The following is a 20574-nucleotide window of genomic DNA, read 5'->3' as shown; positions in this document are numbered from 1 at the left end:
GAACATTGAACTTCTCTTATAAAAATACCATTATGATCCATTTTTAAAACAATAGATATCATAAATATGTTATTCAAATGCAAAAGTAGACATAGTGATATATTTTATCAATAAAAGCTATCAAAAATACAATAAAACAAGAACACAATAACAATTTATTACTTTTCGACAAACATGAACACCATATCGAAACATAAAACCGTGAAAAAGCATCAAACGCAATTACACATTACTCCCAGGCATAAAAAAAGACGGATAACTCACATCTGAGTTATCCGTCTTTCTTTTATCTAAGCAAATTCTTATCTCTTCTTGTATGAAGAAGAACCGCCTTTATAGCTTGAGCTACTTCTACGGTCACTTCCTCCTGAAGGACGGCTACTTCTATCGCCCAAATCACGGTTACGCCATGGTTTTTCACCGGCACCTGCTGTTGCAGCCGGACGCGATTCCCGATCACCTCCACGATATCCGCCTCCTGAACGGCTACCGCCATAACTTCCACGAGCACGATACTCAGGTTTACGGCTACCACCACCTTCGAAAGATTTACTTCCTTTGGCTTCAGCTACAATATAATCGGTTTCACCGGCAAACGCCATCACTACTTTTTCTACCTGATCGGAGAAAACATCGAAGAATGTAAATTTGTTGGTTACTTCTATTGATCCGATACTAATCGACTTATCGCCGGTTACATCATTTATAATTCCCAGAAAACGTTTTGGATCGATACCTTCGCGCTCACCTACATTCATTTTCAATCTAACCTTGCCACCGGATTTAGAACCACGATCATTTCTATCGCCATTACGTTCACCTCGCTCACCACGTTCGCTACGTTCCGGCAAGTTCAAATCTTCGGCATTCTTGTAATAACTCAAAAAACGGTTAAATTCCAATGAAACAAAGCGTTTGAGCAATTCTTCCTTGCTCAGATATTCCAATTGTTTCATAATCTGAGGCATATAAGTTTCAATCTGTTCTTCGCTAACTTCCACATTTTCCATGCGGTCAATCATATAAAACAATTGTTTCTTACACACTTCCAATCCATTAGGAATTTGCTCCTGAATAAAGGTCTTCCGAAGCATACGTTCAATATCTTTGATTTTGAATCGCTCTTTAGAATGGATAATAGATACAGCTATACCTTTTTTATTGGCACGACCTGTACGACCGCTTCGGTGTGTATAAACCTCTACATCATCCGGCAAGTTATAGTTGATTACGTGGGTAAGATCACTAACATCCAATCCACGTGCAGCAACATCGGTAGCAACAAGCAACTGAATATTTCTGATTCTGAATTTTTGCATCACATTATCCCGCTGAGCCTGAGAAAGGTCTCCGTGTAGTGCATCTGCATTATAACCATCGTGCATCAGTTTATCCGCTACTTCTTTGGTTTCCTGACGGGTACGACAGAATACAATACCGTAAATATCCGGATTTAAATCTACAATACGTTTCAACACTAAATAACGTTGTCTGGCTTGCGATACGTAATATATATGTTCTACATTTTCCGAACCTGCATTTTTAGTTCCAACAGTTATTTCTTCGTAATTCTTCATATAGCGTTTAGCTATATTGGCTATTTCCTTAGGCATTGTAGCCGAAAAAAGCATCGTACGACGCGTTTCCGGAGTACGCTCCAAAATAGTTTCAATATCTTCCTTGAAACCCATATTGAGCATTTCATCAGCTTCATCAAGAACCAAAAAGTCAATAGCTCCTAATTCGATTTTTCCACGCTCAATCAGATCGATAAGACGACCGGGAGTAGCTACGATAATTTGAGGAGCAGTATCCAACTGACGTAGTTGCGTACGAATATCTTCACCTCCATAAACCGGCACGATACGCATACCGCGCATATTCTTTGAATAGCCTTTCAAGTCGTTTGCTATCTGAATACACAATTCGCGTGTAGGAGCCAACACTAAAGCCTGCACCTGTTTGCGACCAGCATCTATCATGTTCAGTACCGGCAACCCAAAAGCTGCAGTTTTACCAGTACCCGTTTGCGCTAAAGCCACCAAATCAGCCGTTTGTTCAAGCATGAAAGGGATGGTTTTTTCCTGTACGGGCATAGGTTGCGCGTACCCAAGTTCTTCGATGGCCGATAATATATCGTCCTTCAAATTCAATTCTCTAAATGTCATTTGTTTGTTTTTAGTACACGTTTACGAGTAGTCATCCGGCGATATTTTTATGAGTTCAAATTCGCATTGAATTTTTTCATCTCATAGAACCCTCATGTACATTCTATTCTTAAAAAGAACAAAAATTGGATTCGGGCTTCATTCGTTTCAAAAAACGTGTACCCTTTTTTAAGCAGACTGCTCTGGTTAAAGCAGTATAAATCGGATATTTACTCACAACGTATAGTTGTTTATAAATCGGGTGCAAAGGTAGTAAAATTATTCAATAAATATACACCATTCCGTAAAATAAAAACTTCATAACTTTCAAGGCTATAAATAATCGGATATTCTAACCATTTACTTACTTGTATTATTGAAATTTTTCATTAATTTTGTCAGCAAATTTACGCAGAAACATATATTTGAATATCAAACAATTATAACTATACAGAACATGAAACCAATGATCAAAAGTCCTTTGCAAATTGCACGTGCAAGCTACCAACCAAAGTTGCCCACTGCTCTTAAAGGCAATGTTGTTTTAAAAGAAGGTGCTGCCACCGAATCAGTTGCTGACCAGGCTGACATTAAAACATTGTTTCCGAACACTTACGGAATGCCGTTAATCTCTTTTGAAGCAGGAGTTAAGAAAGAATATCCTGCAGTAGCTGCCGGTGTTATTTTATCTGGTGGACAAGCCCCCGGTGGACACAATGTAATTTGCGGATTATTTGATGGATTAAAAGCGCTTAATCCTAACAACAAATTATATGGTTTTTTGGCTGGTCCAAGCGGATTGGTTGATCATAATTATATCGAGCTTACAAAAGAAATCGTTGATGAATATCGCAATACCGGTGGATTTGACATTATTGGTTCAGGTCGTACCAAACTTGAAGAAGAATGGCAATATGACAAAGGAACTGAGATTTGCAAAAAATTAGGTATCAATGCTATCGTTATTATTGGAGGAGATGATTCAAATACCAATGCTTGTGTATTGGCAGAGTATTATTCTCAGAAAAAGACCGGAATCCAGGTGATCGGTTGTCCTAAAACTATTGATGGTGATTTGAAAAACGAAATGATCGAAACTTCTTTCGGTTTTGATACTGCTTGTAAAGTATACTCTGAACTAATCGGTAACATCCAACGTGACGCAAACTCAGCTAAAAAATACTGGCACTTTATTCGTTTAATGGGACGTTCAGCATCACACATTACGCTCGAATGCGCTTTGCAAAGTCAGCCAAACATCTGTATTGTATCTGAAGAAGTTGAGGCTAAAAACCAAACATTGAACGATGTAGTTGACGATATTATTAAAGTTATTGTTCATCGTGCAGAACACGGGTTAAACTTCGGAACAATCTTAATTCCAGAAGGTTTGATCGAATTCATTCCGGCGGTAAAAAAATTAATTTCCGAATTAAACGACTTACTGGCTCACAACGAAGATTTCAATGCATTGAATACAGACGAAGAAAAACGTCAATATGTAAAAGGTATGTTGTCTCCAGTTAGTGCAGAAGTTTACCGCAGCTTACCAAAAGGAATCGCAAAACAATTAACATTGGATCGCGACCCACACGGTAATGTTCAGGTGTCTCTGATTGAAACCGAGAAATTATTAATCGAAATGGTTGCTAAACGTTTGGCTCAATTGAAAGCCGAAGGTTCTTACAAAGGCAAATTCTCCGCTCTTAATCACTTCTTTGGCTACGAAGGCCGTTGTGCTATCCCTTCAAACTTTGATGCCGATTACACATATTCATTAGGTTATACTGCTTCGGTTCTTATCTCTGAAGGAAAAACCGGATACATGTCTTCGGTTCGTAATCTTACAGCTCCTGCTGCCGAATGGATTGCTGGTGGTGTGCCTATCACCATGATGATGAATATGGAAAAACGTCACGGAAAAATGAAACCTGTTATTCAGAAAGCATTGGTTCAACTTGATGGCGCTCCATTCCAATACTTTGCGAAACACCGCGAAAGCTGGGGTGATGAAAAATCAAGCTACATCTATCCGGGACCAATTCAATACTACGGACCAACTGAAGTGTGCGACCAACCAACAAGAACTTTATTGTTGGAACAAGAAAAATAACACCTTATCAGGAGTATATATCAGAAGAACGGATTTACTGAAAAGTAAGTCCGTTCTTTTTTTATGCATTTATGATTTTAGAATTTGATAATTGAGTGAAAATGTGTAGCTTTGAAAAACTAAAAACCGAAAAATATGCTGCTTCTCTTATCACCTGCAAAAATACAGAATTTTGAGCCTCAAGATGTTGTAAAAAAACATACTCAACCTCAATACATGGATGAGGCAGAATTACTCATCAACAAAATAAAGGAATTATCACTATCTGAATTAGCCAAATTGCTGGATGTGAACAGTAACCTGGCTCAACTTAATGTTGACCGTCACTTCAACTGGCAACGTCCTTTTACAAGCAAAAATGCAAAACAGGCCGTATTTGTTTTCAATGGAGAGGTTTTCCATGGGTTGGACGCAAAAAGTCTGTCTTCTGAGAATCTTACATACTTGCAGTCACATTTACGCATTTTGTCCGGACTTTACGGAGTTCTTCGCCCTTTTGATTTGATTCAGCCCTATCGTTTAGACGTAAGCACAAGATTAAAAACCGATGCCGGCAATAATTTATATGCATTCTGGGGGAATAAAATTACCGAAGCTCTTAATGATGCAGTTAAAGCATCTGGTGGTTCGCAAACTCTGCTCAACCTGGCATCCGGAGAATACATGAAATCTATCAATAAAAAACTGCTTCAAGCCAATGTCATAGACTTTGACTTTTTGCAATACAAGAACGATGAATACAAACCGATAGTGATATACATCAAAAAAGCACGAGGTATGATGGTACGATATGTAATTGAGAATAAGATTGACAATGTGGAAGATCTGAAAGGATTTAACGCGGAAGGTTATTGGTTCAGTCCACAACTATCTACAGAAAGTAAATTCGTCTTTACCCGATGATACATCCTGCTCAAATCCTGAAAATTAAGAAGTATTTCAAACAAAAAAGACCAGATATATATCCGGTCTTTTTGTTTGAAATTAAATTCACTCTAAATCCAACGTACATAGCAGAAATCCTGACGATGAGGAAGATCTTCGTTTTTAGGGAACATACGGAAACCATACTTAAATGACCCCGCCATATTCAACTGATATTCAATACTAAAGAACAGTTTCGTTCCTTCTGTTTTCACCAGTTTGAGCTCTTCTACATTATAGAGAGTGTCCACATTGTTCTTTCCTAATTTAGTAGCAACAAGCTCTATTCCAATACCATTATCATTAATTTCATGAACATCAATAACAATATCAATTGTGTTAATCTCACCAACTTGTGGATTATGGATTAATTTATCAGGCACATCCATTGAAACTATCTGAATTTTATCCCAGCCAGCAGCAACTTTTTCTTTCCATGCAGTAATTTCTTTTGCTTTGGCATAATCATTCGTCTTTAACAATGCTGAACGTGTAGCCAGTTTGGTATAAAAACGAGCAATATAGTCATCAATCATACGCTTTGTAGTAAAGCGAGGTGTGATTTGAGCTAATGAATTTTTGATAACCTGTATCCACTCCGGCGAATATCCTTTAGTATTTTTGGCAAAATACAATGGTATTATTTCATTCTCCAGCATACTGTAAATGGTTGCTGCATCGAGTTGATCTTGATGCATATCATTTTCGTAAGTACGCTTTTCTGTCAATGCCCAACCGGCACCTTTCACGTATCCTTCAAGCCACCAGCCATCAAGAACGGAGAAATTCAACACGCCATTCATTTGAGCCTTTTCTCCTGAAGTTCCAGAAGCCTCCAAAGGACGAGTCGGTGTATTTAACCATATATCAACTCCACAAACCAAGCGTTTTGCCAATCGCATATCGTAGTTTTCAAGGAAAATAACTTTTCCAAGGAACTGAGGCATACGCGATATTTCGATAATTCGTTTAATCAATCCTTGTCCGCCACCATCAGCAGGGTGAGCCTTTCCTGTAAATAAAAACTGAACAGGATGAAGAGGATCATTTACAATTTTTTCCAAACGCTCCAGGTCTGTGAACAAAAGATGTGCGCGCTTATAAGTAGCAAAACGACGACCGAATCCAATAATCAACGCTTTGGGATTGATAGCTTCCAGTACCGATACGATGCGCGATGGATCACCCTGATTTTTCAACCAGTTTTCGCGGAACTGATCCTTAATATAATCTATCAGTTTTATTTTCAAATTCATACGGGTATGCCAAATTTCTTCATCCGGAATTTGATACACACCTTCCCAAATTTTCATATTAGACTGATCAGCATAAAAAGCCTTAGTAAAATATTTTTCGTAAATTGCTTTCCAATCTGAAGAAGTCCATGTAGGTAAGTGAACTCCATTCGTAACGTAACTAACGTGCAATTCTTCTGGGAAATAACCTTTCCAGATAGGATTGAACATTTCCTGAGACACTTTTCCATGTAACCAGCTAACACCATTCACTTCCTGACAGGTATTACATGCAAAAGTACTCATGCTGAATTTTTCGTTATGATCTCCGGGGTGCTCACGACCCATATCGATAAAGTCGTCCCAACTCAACTGAAGTTTAGCCGGATATTCGCTCATATATTTTTGGAATAATCCTTCTTCAAAGCTGTCATGTCCGGCAGGAACCGGTGTATGAACCGTATAAAGCGAACTTGCACGAACAATCTCAAGCGCCTGATTAAATGTCAGATTCTTATCTGCAATCAAATCAACCAAGCGTTGGGTGTTTATCAGTGCAGCATGTCCTTCATTACAGTGATAAACTTCTTTCTCTATTCCCAGTTTTTTCAGAGTCAGAATACCACCAATTCCAAGCATAATCTCTTGTTTCATACGATTTTCCCAATCGCCACCATAAAGTTGGTGTGTAATAGAGCGATCGTATTCACTATTCATATCGTTATCGGTATCAAGCAAATAAAGAGCTATACGCCCAACCGAAACTTTCCATACGTGTGAGTAAACTGTACGTCCGGGATAGGGAACTTCAACCACTATCGGCTCGTCGTTAGCATCTTTCAGTTGCTGAATTGGCAAATTATTAAAATTCTGAGCCTCATAAACAGCAACTTGCTGACCATCTACAGACAGAGATTGAGTAAAATAACCATAGCGATATAAAAATCCGACTGCGGTCAGGTCAACGTTGCAATCACTTGCTTCTTTCAGATAATCTCCGGCCAACACACCCAAACCTCCTGAATAAATCTTCAGAACCTCGGTGAGTCCGTATTCCATACTGAAATAAGCTATCGAAGGTACTTTCGTATTTTTTGGAACATTCATGTAAGCCTGAAAATCATCATAAACAGCATCTACCTTTTTAATGAATGCAGCATCCTGACCTAAAGCAACCAGTTTTTCGTAATTCAAAATATTCAGTAGTAAAACAGGATTTGATGAAGCCTCAATCCAAGCCTGTTTATCTATTTGACGAAACAAACTTTTAGCATGACTATTCCAGGTCCACCAGATATTTTGAGCAATTTCATCTAATTTATTCAAACTTGCAGGCAAGTGCGACTTTACACTGATTTCCTTTAAGTTCACATCATTGACATTGTTAACTTTGATTTTCATACGCTTTTATCTATTTAGTAACTAATACGTTATTCCAAGAATAATAATTAAAAAAGCAATTGTTGTAATTTATTAATATATTTCAATACAAAAATACGCAAAATATGAAATGAACTGGCAACAAGATACTCAAAAAAATCGATATTCATTTCAAACGATTGCAGAGAACGAAGATCCTCACCTATAAAAAATTATCCAATACTCAATCTTTTATTTCTATTGGTGAGCGCTATGTGGTAAGCATTATCATAGAAATGAATAAAATGCTTCCAAAGAGCTTTTTCTGCTATAACTGAAGCTCTTTTACGAACTTTTTTTATTTCTGTTTCATCATAAGCCGCAAAGTCAAAAATCATTTCTGCTATTTGAGTAGCCACCAGATAACCATTATAATCTGATCTGTGAATCACTCCAACTCCATTTTTAATTGGCTGAGGATTATGAGAAACCCACTGACCAAATCCCGAGAGATCTGTAGTAATAGTTGGCACGGCAAAAGCTACACTCTCCAAAGGAGTGTAACCCCAAGGTTCATAATAAGATGGAAATACCGTTAGATCCATTCCTATAAGCAAATCGTAATACGATTTATTAAAAACTCCATCAGCCCCATTCAGATACGAAGGTACAAACACAATCTTCACACGTTGCGATGCTTGATTATTAAAGTGAAACCAATGAATGGCAGACATCACATTATCATTATAATAATCATAAAGTTCGTGAGTAGTGAATCTGTTGGTAGAATCCAGTTTAATTTCAGGATGTTGTAAACTGGAAATCAAGTCTAATCTTGATCCTTTTATATGTCCCGGCACCATGATAAATGCCACTATCTCTTTAGTCAATTCCTTTTCAGACAATATTTTCAACGATTCAAGGAAAGTATCAATACCTTTATTTTTATATTCGTATCGTCCGGCAGTGCTTATCAACAGCGCATCAGACGATAGTTCATACCCTAATAATGTTTCCGTTACTTTTCGTAACGTTTCCCGGGCTTCTTTTCTTTTTTGTGCGAAATTCTTTCCTTGTGGTACAAAGTCATCCTCAAATCCATTGGGAGTAATTACGTCCGGCTTTTTGTCTAGCAGTTGTTCACATTCAATTCCAGTAATTTCGCTCACCGTAGTAAAACAGTCGACTGTATGAGCTGCCACCTTTTCGGTAGAATGTTTTGAAACCATGTTCAACTCGTATGACATTTGGTCGCCGTTATATTCCGCAAGGTAATCGTACAAAGGTTTATGATTTCCGGCTATTGATCGGCCGATAGAAGTAGCATGAGTTGTAAATAATGTAGCTATTTCGGGTACACCATTTTGTATATAAAAAGCCCCAAAGGTAGTCATCCACTCATTAAAGTGCGCAACTACCTGATTATCGGAAGTCAACTTAAAAAAACGATAATAACTTTCGATAATCATACCGGTGGAATAACCGAACATCGATGATTCATCATAATCTCCGTAAGCGGCTATTGAATTGACACCCACCAGTTCCCAAACCCGACCATAAATCTCGTTCTTCTGAGCCATCAACGGCAAAAAGTTAACAAGTACAGCGATAGGTTTTCCGGGAATATCCCATCTGCCTATACGTATTTTCAAGCCATACTCTGCATCCGTAAATTCTTTCCAATCCTTATATAAATCGGGAATTTCTTCAAACAATGGATTGGGCTTATCCAACCAAACATCGGGTCCGATAAATATCAGTTTGTCAGGATGCGACTGTTGCAAAGTAGCAGCACGAGTTGACAATACCGTGTAGATACCTCCAACCATATTACACACCTCCCAACTGGTTTCAAAAATATATTCCGGATTCAATGTTTTCGACATGAATTTTAATTTTAAAATGATTGCAAATGTAATACATTTAGATTGGAATTATTGTTAACTTCGTATTTCCAGACGAATTTAAACAGCAAAAAACATCGATTTACATGTTTTAAAACATAAAATCAAACAATTTGTTCTATTTTTAAGAATCTCATAGCAATAAATTAAGAAAAGCTTCAACTAAACAGCCAAACGGCGTACTGACATTTTAATGCGGTGAGTGCTTCTTTACTTTATAGGATTTGCTGCCTCCATAATGTTGAAAACTATATATACAAAAACAGCATTTTATTCAGCAATAATGCCTATTTTTATTGTCAAATGTGATGTTAATTATTTATTATTCATTATCAACAAGTTAAACAAGTATGGGTACTAAGAAAAATTTTGTTTTAGACACTAACGTTATCTTACACGATTATAAATGCGTTCATAATTTCGAAGAAAATGATATTTACATTCCAATAGTAGTACTTGAAGAGCTTGATCACTTTAAAAAAGGGAACGAACAAATAAATTTCAATGCCAGAGAATTTACCCGCGAACTGGATTTAATAGCGGATGATCAATTATTTACAAAAGGAGCAAGCCTTGGAGCCGGGAAAGGTAAGCTTTTTATCATTACCGGTGGTGAATATCCGGAAGTTATTTCAAAATCATTTGTTGAAAAAACGCCCGATCACCGTATTCTTGCCGCAACTTATGTCTTGCGCGAAGATAAAAAGAAGAACAAAACAATTCTCGTAAGCAAAGACATAAATTTACGAATGAAAGCCCTTTCGCTCGGGCTGGAAGCAGAAGATTACATCAACGATAAAGTAACCGATTTCAATGTTTTTGAGAAAAATTATGAGACCTATGACAATATTGCACCTGAGTTGATAGATAAATTATACACTGGCGATGGCACCATCCCGGTTGAGGATCTTGACTTCGCATCAGACATTGAGCCTCAGGAATGTTTCATACTTAAAAGTGTTCGTTCAAGCGTGTTGGCACGTTACAATCCTCAGATAGGTATGGTAAAACGTGTAGAAAAAGAGCGCTCCTTTGGCATAGAACCCCGGAATGCTGAACAGGCTTTTGCAATGAATGTGTTACTTGACGAAGACATTAAACTGGTGGCACTAACCGGAAAATCGGGAACAGGAAAGACTTTGCTTGCACTTGCTGCCGCCTTGCAGAAAAACGAATCGTACAAGCAAATTTTGCTGGCCAGACCTATTGTAGCGTTGGGAAACAAAGATTTAGGATTTTTACCCGGAGATGAGAAGCAAAAAGTGGCTCCCTACATGCAACCCCTGTTCGACAACCTGAATGTGATAAAACATAATTTCTCCTATCAGGGTAAGGAAATAAGACTGATAGAAGAACTTCAACGTAACGAACAACTGGTAATCGAAGCCCTGGCCTATATCCGCGGACGAAGCCTGAGCGAAACTTTTTTCATTGTGGACGAAGCTCAAAACCTTACACCTCACGAGGTAAAAACAATTATTACAAGAGCCGGAGAAGGTACAAAAATCGTTTTCACGGGCGATGTACAACAAATAGATTCGCCTTATCTGGACATGTTTTCTAATGGACTGGTCTATATGATTGATCGCATGCGCGGGCAAAACATCTTTGCTCACATTAATTTGGTGAAAGGCGAAAGAAGCTTTTTATCCGAATTGGCGAGTGATCTTCTATAGATTCTTTTACGAAAACTATATCATTTTATAGTTACTCAAACCGAGCAAGTGACTTTGTTTTAAATTCGAGAGGAATTCGTTTCCAACTTTAAATAATAACAGAAGTTTTTTCATTAAACAATTTCAGCTTTCGCGGGGTTTTAATTTCAATTCAACTATTATTTATGACGAGTCAGGCCGAAATTACAAACAATCTTGCAACCGAAAAGATCGGCAAACTCATCTGGACGTACTCACTCCCTGCGATTGTGGGAACTGTGGTTATGTCGTTATACAATATTGTAGATAGAATCTTTATCGGGCAGGGAGTTGGTCCGTTAGCCATTTCAGGTTTGGCACTAACCTTTCCCTTTATGATTCTGCTTATGGCATCGGGCATGCTGGTGGGTGCAGGTTCGGCTGCCAGAATATCCATTACCCTGGGTGAAAACAACAAAGAAAAAGCAGAAAAGATTCTGGGCAATGCGCTTACCCTCACCTTTATTATATCCGGCACGGTCATTATCCTTTCGTACATATTCATGCATGATTTATTGCACCTGTTTGGAGGAACCGAAAACACCACACGATATGCAGAGGATTTTATGCGGGTAATTATTCCCGGTGGAATCTTCTCAGCGTTAAGCTACGGTTTTAACAATATTATGCGAGCTTCGGGCTATCCTCACAAAGCCATGTACACTATGATTATATGTGCTGTACTCAATGCAATTCTGGCTCCGATATTTATATTCGTATTTCATTGGGGCATTCAGGGTGCGGCACATGCTACAAATATCTCATACTTCGTAGGAACAATCTGGGTTTTGACACATTTTCTCAAACCGGATTCCAATATTCGGTTCTACCGCAAGAACTTCAAATTAGAAAAAAAAATAATACTATCTATCATCAGCATTGGACTCTCACCTTTCAGCATGCAACTGGCCACCTGTTTCGTCGTCATATTAGTCAATACTACATTAATTCATTATGGTGGCGATTTGGCAATTGGAGCATTCGGTATTATCAACAGTATAAACACCCTGATAGTAATGATTATTATTGGTCTGAATCAGGGTACGCAACCCATTGTCGGGTTTAATTATGGTGCAAAGAACTTTGAGCGCATGTTTAAGACACTTAAGTATGCCATAGTGATCGGAACCTGCATAACTACACTGGGATTTTTGATTGGAACATTTGCACCAACACTTATTGCCAGACTATTTACCACCGATGCCAAATTACAGGCAATAGCTGCAAAAGCTCTTCAGATATCAGTTATTATGTTTCCCATTATTGGTTCGCAGATAGTAATTACCAATTTTTTCCAGTCCATTGGTAAAGCCAAGGTTTCAATATTTTTGAGTCTGACGCGACAGTTTCTATTTTTGATTCCTTGTTTACTAATTTTCCCTCGCTTTTTGGGGGTTACAGGAGCATGGACTGCTATGCCGGTATCTGATGGATTGGCATCGATCGTAGCCTATGTTACAATTTTCCTTTTTGTCAGGAGGTTCAAGGCCACAACGCCTCGGCGGGCATAAAACAAAAGAAGAGAAAACATTTCTGCTTTCTCTTCTTCGTATTGTTATGAAAAATATCTTTTACTTTTGTACCAGAACCCACGCATCAGGAAATCTGTTAGAAATTTCTTTGATACGGGCATGAGCCTGATTGTAGTCATTAAAAGAAGATATAAGCACACGGTACATACCTTTTTCGTTTACAACGATTAAAGCTTTGTTTCCTTCAGCTTTCAGAGTAGTTTGAAGTCCTTTAGCATTGGTTTGTTTACCGAAACTACCAACAACAACGTGATATTTATAATTTAGTGATCCGGCTTCGCCATCTACTAAACTAAAATTTTCGTTACGGGTAACTTCATTTTCAGCTGTTTTTACATTTTCCGGAGCTTGATAGGTAGGAGAAGGAGCGGCTATTGTATTTGTAACAGTTGTTTTTGGGGCAGCAGCCTGAATATTTGCGCCGGCAGGAATTTCGGCTATTTTCTGCTTTGTTTTACAAGCTGAAGTAGCCAGCATGACTACAGCAAGTGCCAAGATTAAACGGATTGTTTTCATGTTTCTTTGTTTATTTATTTAATTGTACAATATTTGCTTTTATATTTCGGACTTACAAAACAAGAGTAGTATACTCGCTTGCTTAAAATTTCAACTAAGTCGGTATGAAGTGCAAAGATGATAAGAAAAAAGCAGTTAAACAATAGTATCGAAAAAATTCACAAAAAAACATGGTCTCGTTCAAACAAAATGTCGCTAAATGACGTTTTAGAATAAGAAAAGAAAAACTTTATATAATTTATTAACTCATAAAACAATTAAGTCATGAAATTTTCATTGCCCGAATTACCTTACGCACACAACGCACTAGAACCAGTAATCAGCGAGAAAACAATAAGTTTTCATTATGGAAAACATCATCAAACCTATGTAAACAACCTAAATGGGCTAGTTGAAGGAACTGAATTTGAAAATTCTGATCTGGAATCAATCGTAAAAAAGTCGGAAGGTCCGATATTCAATAATGCAGCGCAAATCTGGAATCACACATTTTATTTCCTAACGCTGACACCCAACAAAGGAAGCGTACCAAGCGAAAAACTAGCAAAAGCTATCGATGCAGCCTGGGGGTCGCTGGATAATTTTAAAGCAGAATTCAACAAAGCGGCAGTATCTGTATTCGGTTCAGGTTGGGCTTGGTTGGTAAAAGATGCTGAAGGCAAATTATCTATTGTAAAAGAAAGTAACGCCGGCAACCCAATCACACGTGGATTGACTCCACTTCTTACATTTGATGTTTGGGAACATGCCTATTATCTCGATTATCAAAATCGCCGCCCTGATTATGTGGCTGCGCTCTGGGATTTAGTAGACTGGAAAACAGTTTCGGAGAGATATTAAAAACACACGAAAAATCAACTTCAAAGGCGGAATGAACTAAACCTCATTTCGCCTTTTTCTTATCCTAAAAGAATGAAAATTATTCTGTTATCAATTTTAGCAATTCGAGCTACAATAGTTAATAAATACAACTAAACATTCTTTTTCCTAAAAATCGGATGCCCTTTGTACTGAAATGTTTCAAAAAAATTATCTTTGCAGTCGGATTTCAAAGAAAGCGTTGGAATTGAATCAAAATCTCTAAAAACAACATTAGATTAATTAGGCGAATGAAAAACTTATCTCTCATCATTAATGCCGTGCTGGCAGTAGCTATTGTAGTTCTTTTTGTGTTAGTACTAAGTAATAAATCAAATTCAGCCACAAAGCATGCTGTAACAGGGAAAGACACCATTATATCCGGCAAATTACCCATTGCCTATGTAAATGTTGACTCATTGCTATTGCATTATCAATTTGCAAAAGACGCTAACGAATCTCTTATCAAAAAACAAGAGGAATCTCGTGCTACGATTAATTCGAAAGCCGTTCAATTAAAAGGAGAAATGGACGAATTTCAACGAAAATTAAACAACAATGCTTTCTTAAGTCGTGACCGTGCAGAACAAGAACAAGCTCGTTTACAAAAGAAACAACAAGAACTTCAGGAGTTGGATGGCAATCTGAGTAAACAATTAATGCAGATTCAACAAAAAATGAGCGAACAACTGCGCGATACCATTAATGTATTTATGAAACAGTTTAACAAAGACCATAAATACCAATTAATTATTAGCAATACATCGAGTGATAACGTTTTATATGCTGACAAAGGCTATGATATTACCGAAGAAGTAACCAAAGCGCTTAACGAACGTTATGCGGCAAAGAAATAACCTTCATAAAGAAGAACAAAAAAGCGCTAATCTAAAATTTTAGATTAGCGCTTTTTGTTGTAATAAAATTTTATTGTTTTGCAGCTCCTCCTCTGAAACTAAGGAAAAGAGTGGAAAGCGCATAAATCAACAGCATGAGTACCCAATACTTGGTACCCGTAAACATAAAATAACCAGCCAAACCCAGAGCAACGCTGGATAAAAAGCCACTGGCTCCCAAACGTCGTTGGCGTGTATCAGCCGACTTGTTATCAAACGCACTTTTCAGCTGATAAATAATCAATAGAGCAGCACCTGTAGAAAAAATATAAGGAGCATAAGCTACGTTGAGCGGTTTGCACAAAGCACCGGCCAGAGTCAACGTTCCGCCCGTTATAAAAAGTAATTTCAGAAATTGTTGGTTGTTCATTCTTTGATTATAAAAATATCTTCGTTTTCCCTTTTCATATAATAATGTTCGCGGGCAAATTTTTCCAGATTTTCCTTGCTGGACTGAAGTTCGTTTTTCTTTTGTTTATTGGTTTTTATCTCATCCTGAAAGAATTTCAACTCTTTTTCCATCTCCACGATGCGTTGATGAGACTGCCAACGATGAATTAAACTATGGTCGTCGAAAAAAGTAACGAGCACAGCATAAATCAAAAACACAATAAGATATTTATTTAAAAGTATCTTTCTGAGTCTATTCCCTTTAGTCTTTATTTCAGGCATAATATTGCAATCAAACCAGCGCAAAAAAGCTGGATTCAGGCGTCTGACAACATCTATATTTGTTTGACAAAGGTAAGCAAATTTTACGTTCATCCTTTTTTTTCAGAAATCTTTTTTTTGTGCGAACCGAACCATCTATTTTCAGTATATTTGCATTCAAAAGCAGAAAAAAGAATTCGGTTTATGGAAAATTTCATTGTTTCGGCGCGCAAATATCGCCCATCGACGTTTAACTCGGTTGTCGGTCAATCTTCATTGACTGTAACCCTCAAAAACGCCATCAAAAGCAATCATTTGGCCCATGCTTACCTGTTTTGCGGACCGCGTGGAGTTGGTAAAACTACCTGTGCGCGTATATTTGCCAAAACCATAAACTGCCAGAATCTTACTTCCGATTTTGAAGCCTGCAATGAGTGTGAATCCTGTGTATCGTTTAACGAGCAACGTTCGTACAATATCCACGAGCTTGATGCAGCTTCGAATAATGGTGTAGACGATATCCGATCGCTGACCGATCAGGTGCGCATACCACCACAAATTGGAAAGTATAGCGTCTATATCATTGACGAGGTTCACATGCTGTCGCAAGGTGCATTCAACGCTTTTTTGAAAACTCTGGAGGAGCCACCTGCACATGCTATTTTTATTTTAGCTACTACTGAAAAACATAAGATTATCCCTACGATTCTCTCGCGTTGCCAGATTTACGATTTCAACCGGATAACGGTGGCCGATACGGTTAAACATCTGCAAATGGTGGCCGAAAAAGAAGGCGTAACGGTAGATGTAAACGGACTGAATGTAGTAGCCCAGAAAAGCGACGGTGGAATGCGCGATGCATTATCGATATTCGACCAGTTGGTGAGCTTCTGTGGCAACAACATTACATATCAGGGCGTAATTGAGAATCTCAACGTGTTGGATTATGAGTATTATTTCAAGCTTGTGGAAGCCTTCCTGAAAGGTGATGTAAGCCAGTCGCTGCTATTATTCAATGAAGTATTGAACAAAGGCTTTGATGCGCATCATTTTATCACCGGACTCAGTTCTCACCTGCGCGACGTACTGGTAAGCAAAGATCCACAAACGATAAGCTTGCTTGAAGTGGGAGCCGACATTGGAGAACGTTATAAAACACAGGCTCAGAATTGCTCGCCCGATTTTCTGTTTCAGGCACTTAAAATAAGCAATGATTGCGATATTGACTACAGACAAAGTAAGAATAAACGACTGCTGGTAGAACTGGCTTTAATTCGTCTGTGCCAACTGACGGATGAAAAAAAAAAGTCCATACTAACTGACGAAAAGCCTGCGCCAATTCAAAAAATTCAGGTAGCGGCAACTTCGGAGCCAACTGTAGCACAACCTGTAGTAAACAAAGTAACGACACCTGTGCAAACAGCCCCGCCTGTTACACGACCTGTAATAACTCCCAAACCCAAAGATGTAGTAGCTGATTCAAAACCTAGTTTTGTCCGTCCGGGAAGTATATCGATAACAGCACCCGGAAAAAGCAACATAGAGCAGCAAACAGCAGCAAACGAAACGGTAAACGAAGCACCTTCATCGGTGTTGAATAAAGATTTTAGCGAAGAAGCATTGCTACAAGCCTGGCAGCAATTTGCCGAAACCATCCCCGAACAGGGTAGAATGACCAGTCTCTTTTTGAGCACATATCCGAAAATGACGTCAAAAACCACTTTCGAGATTACGGTAAGCAACATCCTGCAGGAAAAAGAATTGAAACGTCTCCAACAGGATATTCAAAGCTTTATCCATGCCCGACTGGAAAATTCGCACGTCAAAATGACGATTAAAGTAATGGAGGAAACTGCCGTACAGCGCGCTACATCACCCGAAGACCGCTACAGAATAATGGCTGAACAAAACCCGGCACTTGATATTCTGAAAAACGGATTACAACTTGAAATTGATTAAATGGCAGTTAAAAGAAGTTTCTTTGCTTATGATAGCGAGGTAACAATACTGAAATAATGGTTTTTCTCTTTGCAATCATAGAACTTTGCTAAAAAATAAGATAATGGACGACAATATTTTTTCAGTAGAAGATTACATCAAGGAAATTGAAAAACTAAAAAAAATCGAAAACTTACCTTCTGAAGAATTGAAGTCGGTATTACTAGAACACTCAAAAAATTCATTTCCAATCCTTTTCAGACCTATTTGTATTAATAATACGAGTTATTGGAGATTAACCGAATCTAGACATTATATGAATATCGGGCTAATATCTGAGTTTTCTTACCCTCCATCTGCACTTACTAAATTTGGACGAGCCAACATTCCATACCATCCTGTTTTCTACTGTAGCGAATCTCCAACAACACCCTTTTTCGAAATGGTTAATGAAGATGACTTTAAGGATAAAGTTTACTATTTAAGCAAATGGATAGTAAGAGGAAATAAAGAAGTCAAACTAGCAACTTTTACATTTGCTAAAAACATGCCTGAAAATTCAGATTCAGAAAGTCATTTTGTATCATTTGATAAATTTAAAGATTTATTTAGCGAAAACGAGAATTTGCAAAGAAAGGCATACGATGCTTTTGTTTATTTAAGTGAGTGTTTTGTAAAAGAACAACACTATGTTACATCTTTTATTGGTTACGACCATTTGTATGGTATGAATGAGTACTCTGCAGACATGTTATTATACCCCAGTATAAGAACAGATAACAATAAATTGAATTTTGCCATTCATCCTAACTTTGTTCTGCAAGAGATGGAACTGGAATATGTGATACAACTAAACGTTAAAAAACTTCATAAATTAGACTTTTCTATCGAATTTGAAATTTTAAATGTCGGGTTTAATAATAATGGGTTTTTAAGTTGGCAATCTTTCAAAAAAATTCCTGAGAGTATTCAAAATAAAATACATAATGACTTAAAATATACCACACTATAAATTAACCTATTTACAGTAGAATTCAATCAATTCGCCTAACTTGTATAGTTAACGCAGACACTAATTATCAGATGCTTGCGTCATTGGCGCAAGGTTACTTTGAACAAACCTCTTATTTCCGTTAGCCACGAAAACTTCAAAAAATCATTTATACAAACAGAACAAATGCAACAAGAGCTGTCTCCAATCTGAAACAGCTCTTGTTTGATTATCGTTATGTTGGAGGCGCAAGACCTTGCGTCTCTACGGTTATTATTCTACAATTTTTTTCATCGCAGTCATGGCAGCACGAAGCTCAGCACCACAAATTTCGATTGAATGATTACGGATAGCCGCATTGACTTTTACCAATTCGAAGTTATCAACACGTCCGTTACTGCTAGCATTGAAGTTTTTACCAATAACGTTGGTATCAATTTTCTTCATAAAGTCAGCCAAAAGCGGTTTACATGCATGATCGAACAAGTAGCAACCGTACTCAGCCGTGTCGGAGATAACGCGGTTCATTTCGAACAATTTCTTGCGTGCAATGGTGTTGGCAATAAGTGGAGTTTCGTGCAACGATTCGTAGTAAGCCGATTCGTTCTTGATACCCGAACAAGTCATAGTTTCGTAAGCCGACTCAACACCTGCTTTGATAAACGCAACCATCAATGTAGCATTATCAAAATACTCTTGTTCCGAGATTTCAACATCACCTGCAGGAGTTTTTTCGAATGCTGTTTCACCTGTTTCGGCACGCCATGTCAACAAGTTTTTGTCGCCTGCAGCCCAGTCTTCCATCATGGTTTTAGAGAATTCGCCAGACAAAATATCATCCATGTGCTTGATAAACAATGGACGCATAATATCTTTAAGCTCTTCAGCCAATTTAAACGCTTCAATTTTAGCAGGATTAGAAAGACGATCCATCATATTGGTGATACCACCAATTTTCAAGGCTTCGGTAATAGTTTCCCAACCATATTGAACCAACTTCGATGCATAAGCAGGATCAATTCCTTTTTCAACCATTTTGTTGAAAGAAAGGATAGAACCGGTTTGCAGCAGTCCGCAAAGAATAGTTTGCTCACCCATCAAATCCGATTTTACTTCAGCCACGAAAGAAGAGTGAAGTACACCGGCTTTGTGACCGCCAGTACCCACGCAATAAGCTTTGGCTATTTCCAATCCGTCGCCATTCGGATCATTTTCCGGGTGAACGGCAATCAGCGTAGGAACACCGAAACCGCGAAGATATTCGGCACGAACTTCGGATGCAGGCGATTTTGGAGCCACCATGATAACTGTAATATCTTTGCGGATTTGAGTTCCTTCTTCCACAATATTGAAACCATGCGAATAAGATAAACAAGCTCCTTTTTTCATCAAAGGCATTACCTGATTTACTACCGAAGTATGTTGTTTATCAGGTGCCAGATTCATTACTAAATCGGCAGTAGGAATCAATTCTTCGAACGATCCGACTACAAAGTTGTTGTTTTTAGCATTTTCATAAGAAGCCCTTTTTTGGTCGATAGCTACCTGACGCAATGCATAAGAAATATCCAAACCACTGTCGCGCATGTTAAGACCCTGAGCCAAACCCTGTGCACCACAGCCTACCACCACGATCTTTTTTCCAATAAGTTTTTTCACTCCATCAGCGAATTCGCTGCTTTGCATAAAATCACATTTTCCTAGTTCCTGAACTTTCAGGCGATGAGGAAGTGAGCTAAAATAATTTGCCATGTTACAAATAACCCCTAACCCCTGAATAAGGGGAATTTTTGGGTAGTTTTTAATTGTTTATACT

General features: G+C 38.0%; 15 protein-coding genes. 8 read left to right on the top strand and 7 right to left on the bottom strand.

The window, feature by feature from the left end; translation table 11 throughout:
• Nucleotides 1–302 precede the first annotated feature (302 nt).
• Nucleotides 303–2168 carry a DEAD/DEAH box helicase gene (locus tag PALPR_RS00770; protein WP_013443685.1) on the bottom strand — a complete coding sequence of 622 codons (1866 nt, stop codon included), beginning with the start codon at nt 2166–2168 and terminating at the stop codon, nt 303–305.
• Nucleotides 2169–2613: 445 nt separating this feature from the next.
• Here PALPR_RS00770 and PALPR_RS00765 point away from each other — a divergent pair, with 445 nt between their 5' ends.
• On the top strand, nt 2614–4260 hold the full coding sequence (locus PALPR_RS00765) for a diphosphate--fructose-6-phosphate 1-phosphotransferase (protein WP_041620527.1): 1647 nt from the start codon (nt 2614–2616) through the stop codon (nt 4258–4260).
• Nucleotides 4261–4395: 135 nt separating this feature from the next.
• Entirely contained in the window at nt 4396–5163 is a 768-nt protein-coding gene (gene yaaA / locus PALPR_RS00760; protein WP_013443683.1) for a peroxide stress protein YaaA, read from the top strand.
• Nucleotides 5164–5255: 92 nt separating this feature from the next.
• On the opposite strand, the gene glgP is transcribed toward yaaA, so the two are convergent.
• Nucleotides 5256–7820 carry an alpha-glucan family phosphorylase gene (gene glgP / locus PALPR_RS00755; protein WP_013443682.1) on the bottom strand — a complete coding sequence of 855 codons (2565 nt, stop codon included), beginning with the start codon at nt 7818–7820 and terminating at the stop codon, nt 5256–5258.
• 191 nt (nt 7821–8011) lie between these two features.
• Nucleotides 8012–9664 carry a glycosyltransferase gene (locus PALPR_RS00750; RefSeq protein ID WP_013443681.1) on the bottom strand — a complete coding sequence of 551 codons (1653 nt, stop codon included), beginning with the start codon at nt 9662–9664 and terminating at the stop codon, nt 8012–8014.
• Between the two features lie 368 nt (nt 9665–10032).
• On the opposite strand from PALPR_RS00750, the gene PALPR_RS00745 reads away from it, so the two are divergent.
• On the top strand, nt 10033–11358 hold the full coding sequence (locus PALPR_RS00745) for a PhoH family protein (protein WP_013443680.1): 1326 nt from the start codon (nt 10033–10035) through the stop codon (nt 11356–11358).
• Between the two features lie 164 nt (nt 11359–11522).
• Nucleotides 11523–12887: an MATE family efflux transporter gene (locus PALPR_RS00740; RefSeq protein WP_013443679.1), complete on the top strand. Its 1365-nt coding sequence runs from the start codon at nt 11523–11525 to the stop codon at nt 12885–12887.
• A gap of 60 nt (nt 12888–12947) precedes the next feature.
• Here the strand turns inward: PALPR_RS00740 and PALPR_RS15225 are convergent, their stop codons facing one another.
• The gene (locus PALPR_RS15225) at nt 12948–13424 is read right to left on the bottom strand and encodes an SPOR domain-containing protein (protein ID WP_013443678.1); all 477 of its coding nucleotides are present in this window, start codon (nt 13422–13424) and stop codon (nt 12948–12950) included.
• 264 nt (nt 13425–13688) lie between these two features.
• Between PALPR_RS15225 and PALPR_RS00730 the strand changes: the two genes are divergently transcribed.
• Together PALPR_RS00730 and PALPR_RS00725 are read left to right on the top strand one after the other, a co-directional pair.
• Nucleotides 13689–14264 carry a superoxide dismutase gene (locus tag PALPR_RS00730; RefSeq protein WP_013443677.1) on the top strand — a complete coding sequence of 192 codons (576 nt, stop codon included), beginning with the start codon at nt 13689–13691 and terminating at the stop codon, nt 14262–14264.
• Between the two features lie 269 nt (nt 14265–14533).
• A complete protein-coding gene (locus PALPR_RS00725; protein WP_013443676.1) occupies nt 14534–15139 on the top strand; it encodes an OmpH/Skp family outer membrane protein in 606 nt (201 codons plus the stop codon).
• Nucleotides 15140–15209: 70 nt separating this feature from the next.
• On the opposite strand, the gene PALPR_RS00720 is transcribed toward PALPR_RS00725, so the two are convergent.
• Entirely contained in the window at nt 15210–15548 is a 339-nt protein-coding gene (locus tag PALPR_RS00720; protein ID WP_013443675.1) for a hypothetical protein, read from the bottom strand.
• The gene (locus PALPR_RS00715) at nt 15545–15943 is read right to left on the bottom strand and encodes an FtsB family cell division protein (RefSeq protein WP_013443674.1); all 399 of its coding nucleotides are present in this window, start codon (nt 15941–15943) and stop codon (nt 15545–15547) included. Before PALPR_RS00715 ends, PALPR_RS00720 begins: the two co-directional genes overlap by 4 nt.
• A gap of 90 nt (nt 15944–16033) precedes the next feature.
• Between PALPR_RS00715 and PALPR_RS00710 the strand changes: the two genes are divergently transcribed.
• On the top strand, nt 16034–17788 hold the full coding sequence (locus tag PALPR_RS00710; protein ID WP_013443673.1) for a DNA polymerase III subunit gamma/tau: 1755 nt from the start codon (nt 16034–16036) through the stop codon (nt 17786–17788).
• A gap of 103 nt (nt 17789–17891) precedes the next feature.
• The gene (locus PALPR_RS00705; RefSeq protein WP_013443672.1) at nt 17892–18779 is read left to right on the top strand and encodes an RES domain-containing protein; all 888 of its coding nucleotides are present in this window, start codon (nt 17892–17894) and stop codon (nt 18777–18779) included.
• A gap of 252 nt (nt 18780–19031) precedes the next feature.
• On the opposite strand, the gene ilvC is transcribed toward PALPR_RS00705, so the two are convergent.
• Nucleotides 19032–20510: a ketol-acid reductoisomerase gene (ilvC, locus tag PALPR_RS00700; protein WP_013443671.1), complete on the bottom strand. Its 1479-nt coding sequence runs from the start codon at nt 20508–20510 to the stop codon at nt 19032–19034.
• Nucleotides 20511–20574 lie beyond the last annotated feature (64 nt).

The sequence above is a fragment of the Paludibacter propionicigenes WB4 genome (assembly GCF_000183135.1).
Lineage (GTDB): Bacteria > Bacteroidota > Bacteroidia > Bacteroidales > Paludibacteraceae > Paludibacter > Paludibacter propionicigenes.
This window is presented reverse-complemented; position numbering and strand designations above follow the sequence as displayed.

Bases quoted from the DNA above. Each gene is read 5' to 3' on its own strand.
- ilvC (WP_013443671.1), bottom strand. From the start codon at position 20,510: ATGGCAAATTATTTTAGCTCACTTCCTCATCGCCTGAAAGTTCAGGAA.
- PALPR_RS00710 (WP_013443673.1), top strand. From the start codon at position 16,034: ATGGAAAATTTCATTGTTTCGGCGCGCAAATATCGCCCATCGACGTTT.
- PALPR_RS00720 (WP_013443675.1), bottom strand. From the start codon at position 15,548: ATGAACAACCAACAATTTCTGAAATTACTTTTTATAACGGGCGGAACG.
- PALPR_RS00765 (WP_041620527.1), top strand. From the start codon at position 2,614: ATGATCAAAAGTCCTTTGCAAATTGCACGTGCAAGCTACCAACCAAAG.
- PALPR_RS00770 (WP_013443685.1), bottom strand. From the start codon at position 2,168: ATGACATTTAGAGAATTGAATTTGAAGGACGATATATTATCGGCCATC.
- glgP (WP_013443682.1), bottom strand. From the start codon at position 7,820: ATGAAAATCAAAGTTAACAATGTCAATGATGTGAACTTAAAGGAAATC.
- PALPR_RS00730 (WP_013443677.1), top strand. From the start codon at position 13,689: ATGAAATTTTCATTGCCCGAATTACCTTACGCACACAACGCACTAGAA.
- PALPR_RS00745 (WP_013443680.1), top strand. From the start codon at position 10,033: ATGGGTACTAAGAAAAATTTTGTTTTAGACACTAACGTTATCTTACAC.
- PALPR_RS00725 (WP_013443676.1), top strand. From the start codon at position 14,534: ATGAAAAACTTATCTCTCATCATTAATGCCGTGCTGGCAGTAGCTATT.
- PALPR_RS00715 (WP_013443674.1), bottom strand. From the start codon at position 15,943: ATGAACGTAAAATTTGCTTACCTTTGTCAAACAAATATAGATGTTGTC.
- yaaA (WP_013443683.1), top strand. From the start codon at position 4,396: ATGCTGCTTCTCTTATCACCTGCAAAAATACAGAATTTTGAGCCTCAA.
- PALPR_RS00740 (WP_013443679.1), top strand. From the start codon at position 11,523: ATGACGAGTCAGGCCGAAATTACAAACAATCTTGCAACCGAAAAGATC.
- PALPR_RS15225 (WP_013443678.1), bottom strand. From the start codon at position 13,424: ATGAAAACAATCCGTTTAATCTTGGCACTTGCTGTAGTCATGCTGGCT.
- PALPR_RS00705 (WP_013443672.1), top strand. From the start codon at position 17,892: ATGGACGACAATATTTTTTCAGTAGAAGATTACATCAAGGAAATTGAA.
- PALPR_RS00750 (WP_013443681.1), bottom strand. From the start codon at position 9,664: ATGTCGAAAACATTGAATCCGGAATATATTTTTGAAACCAGTTGGGAG.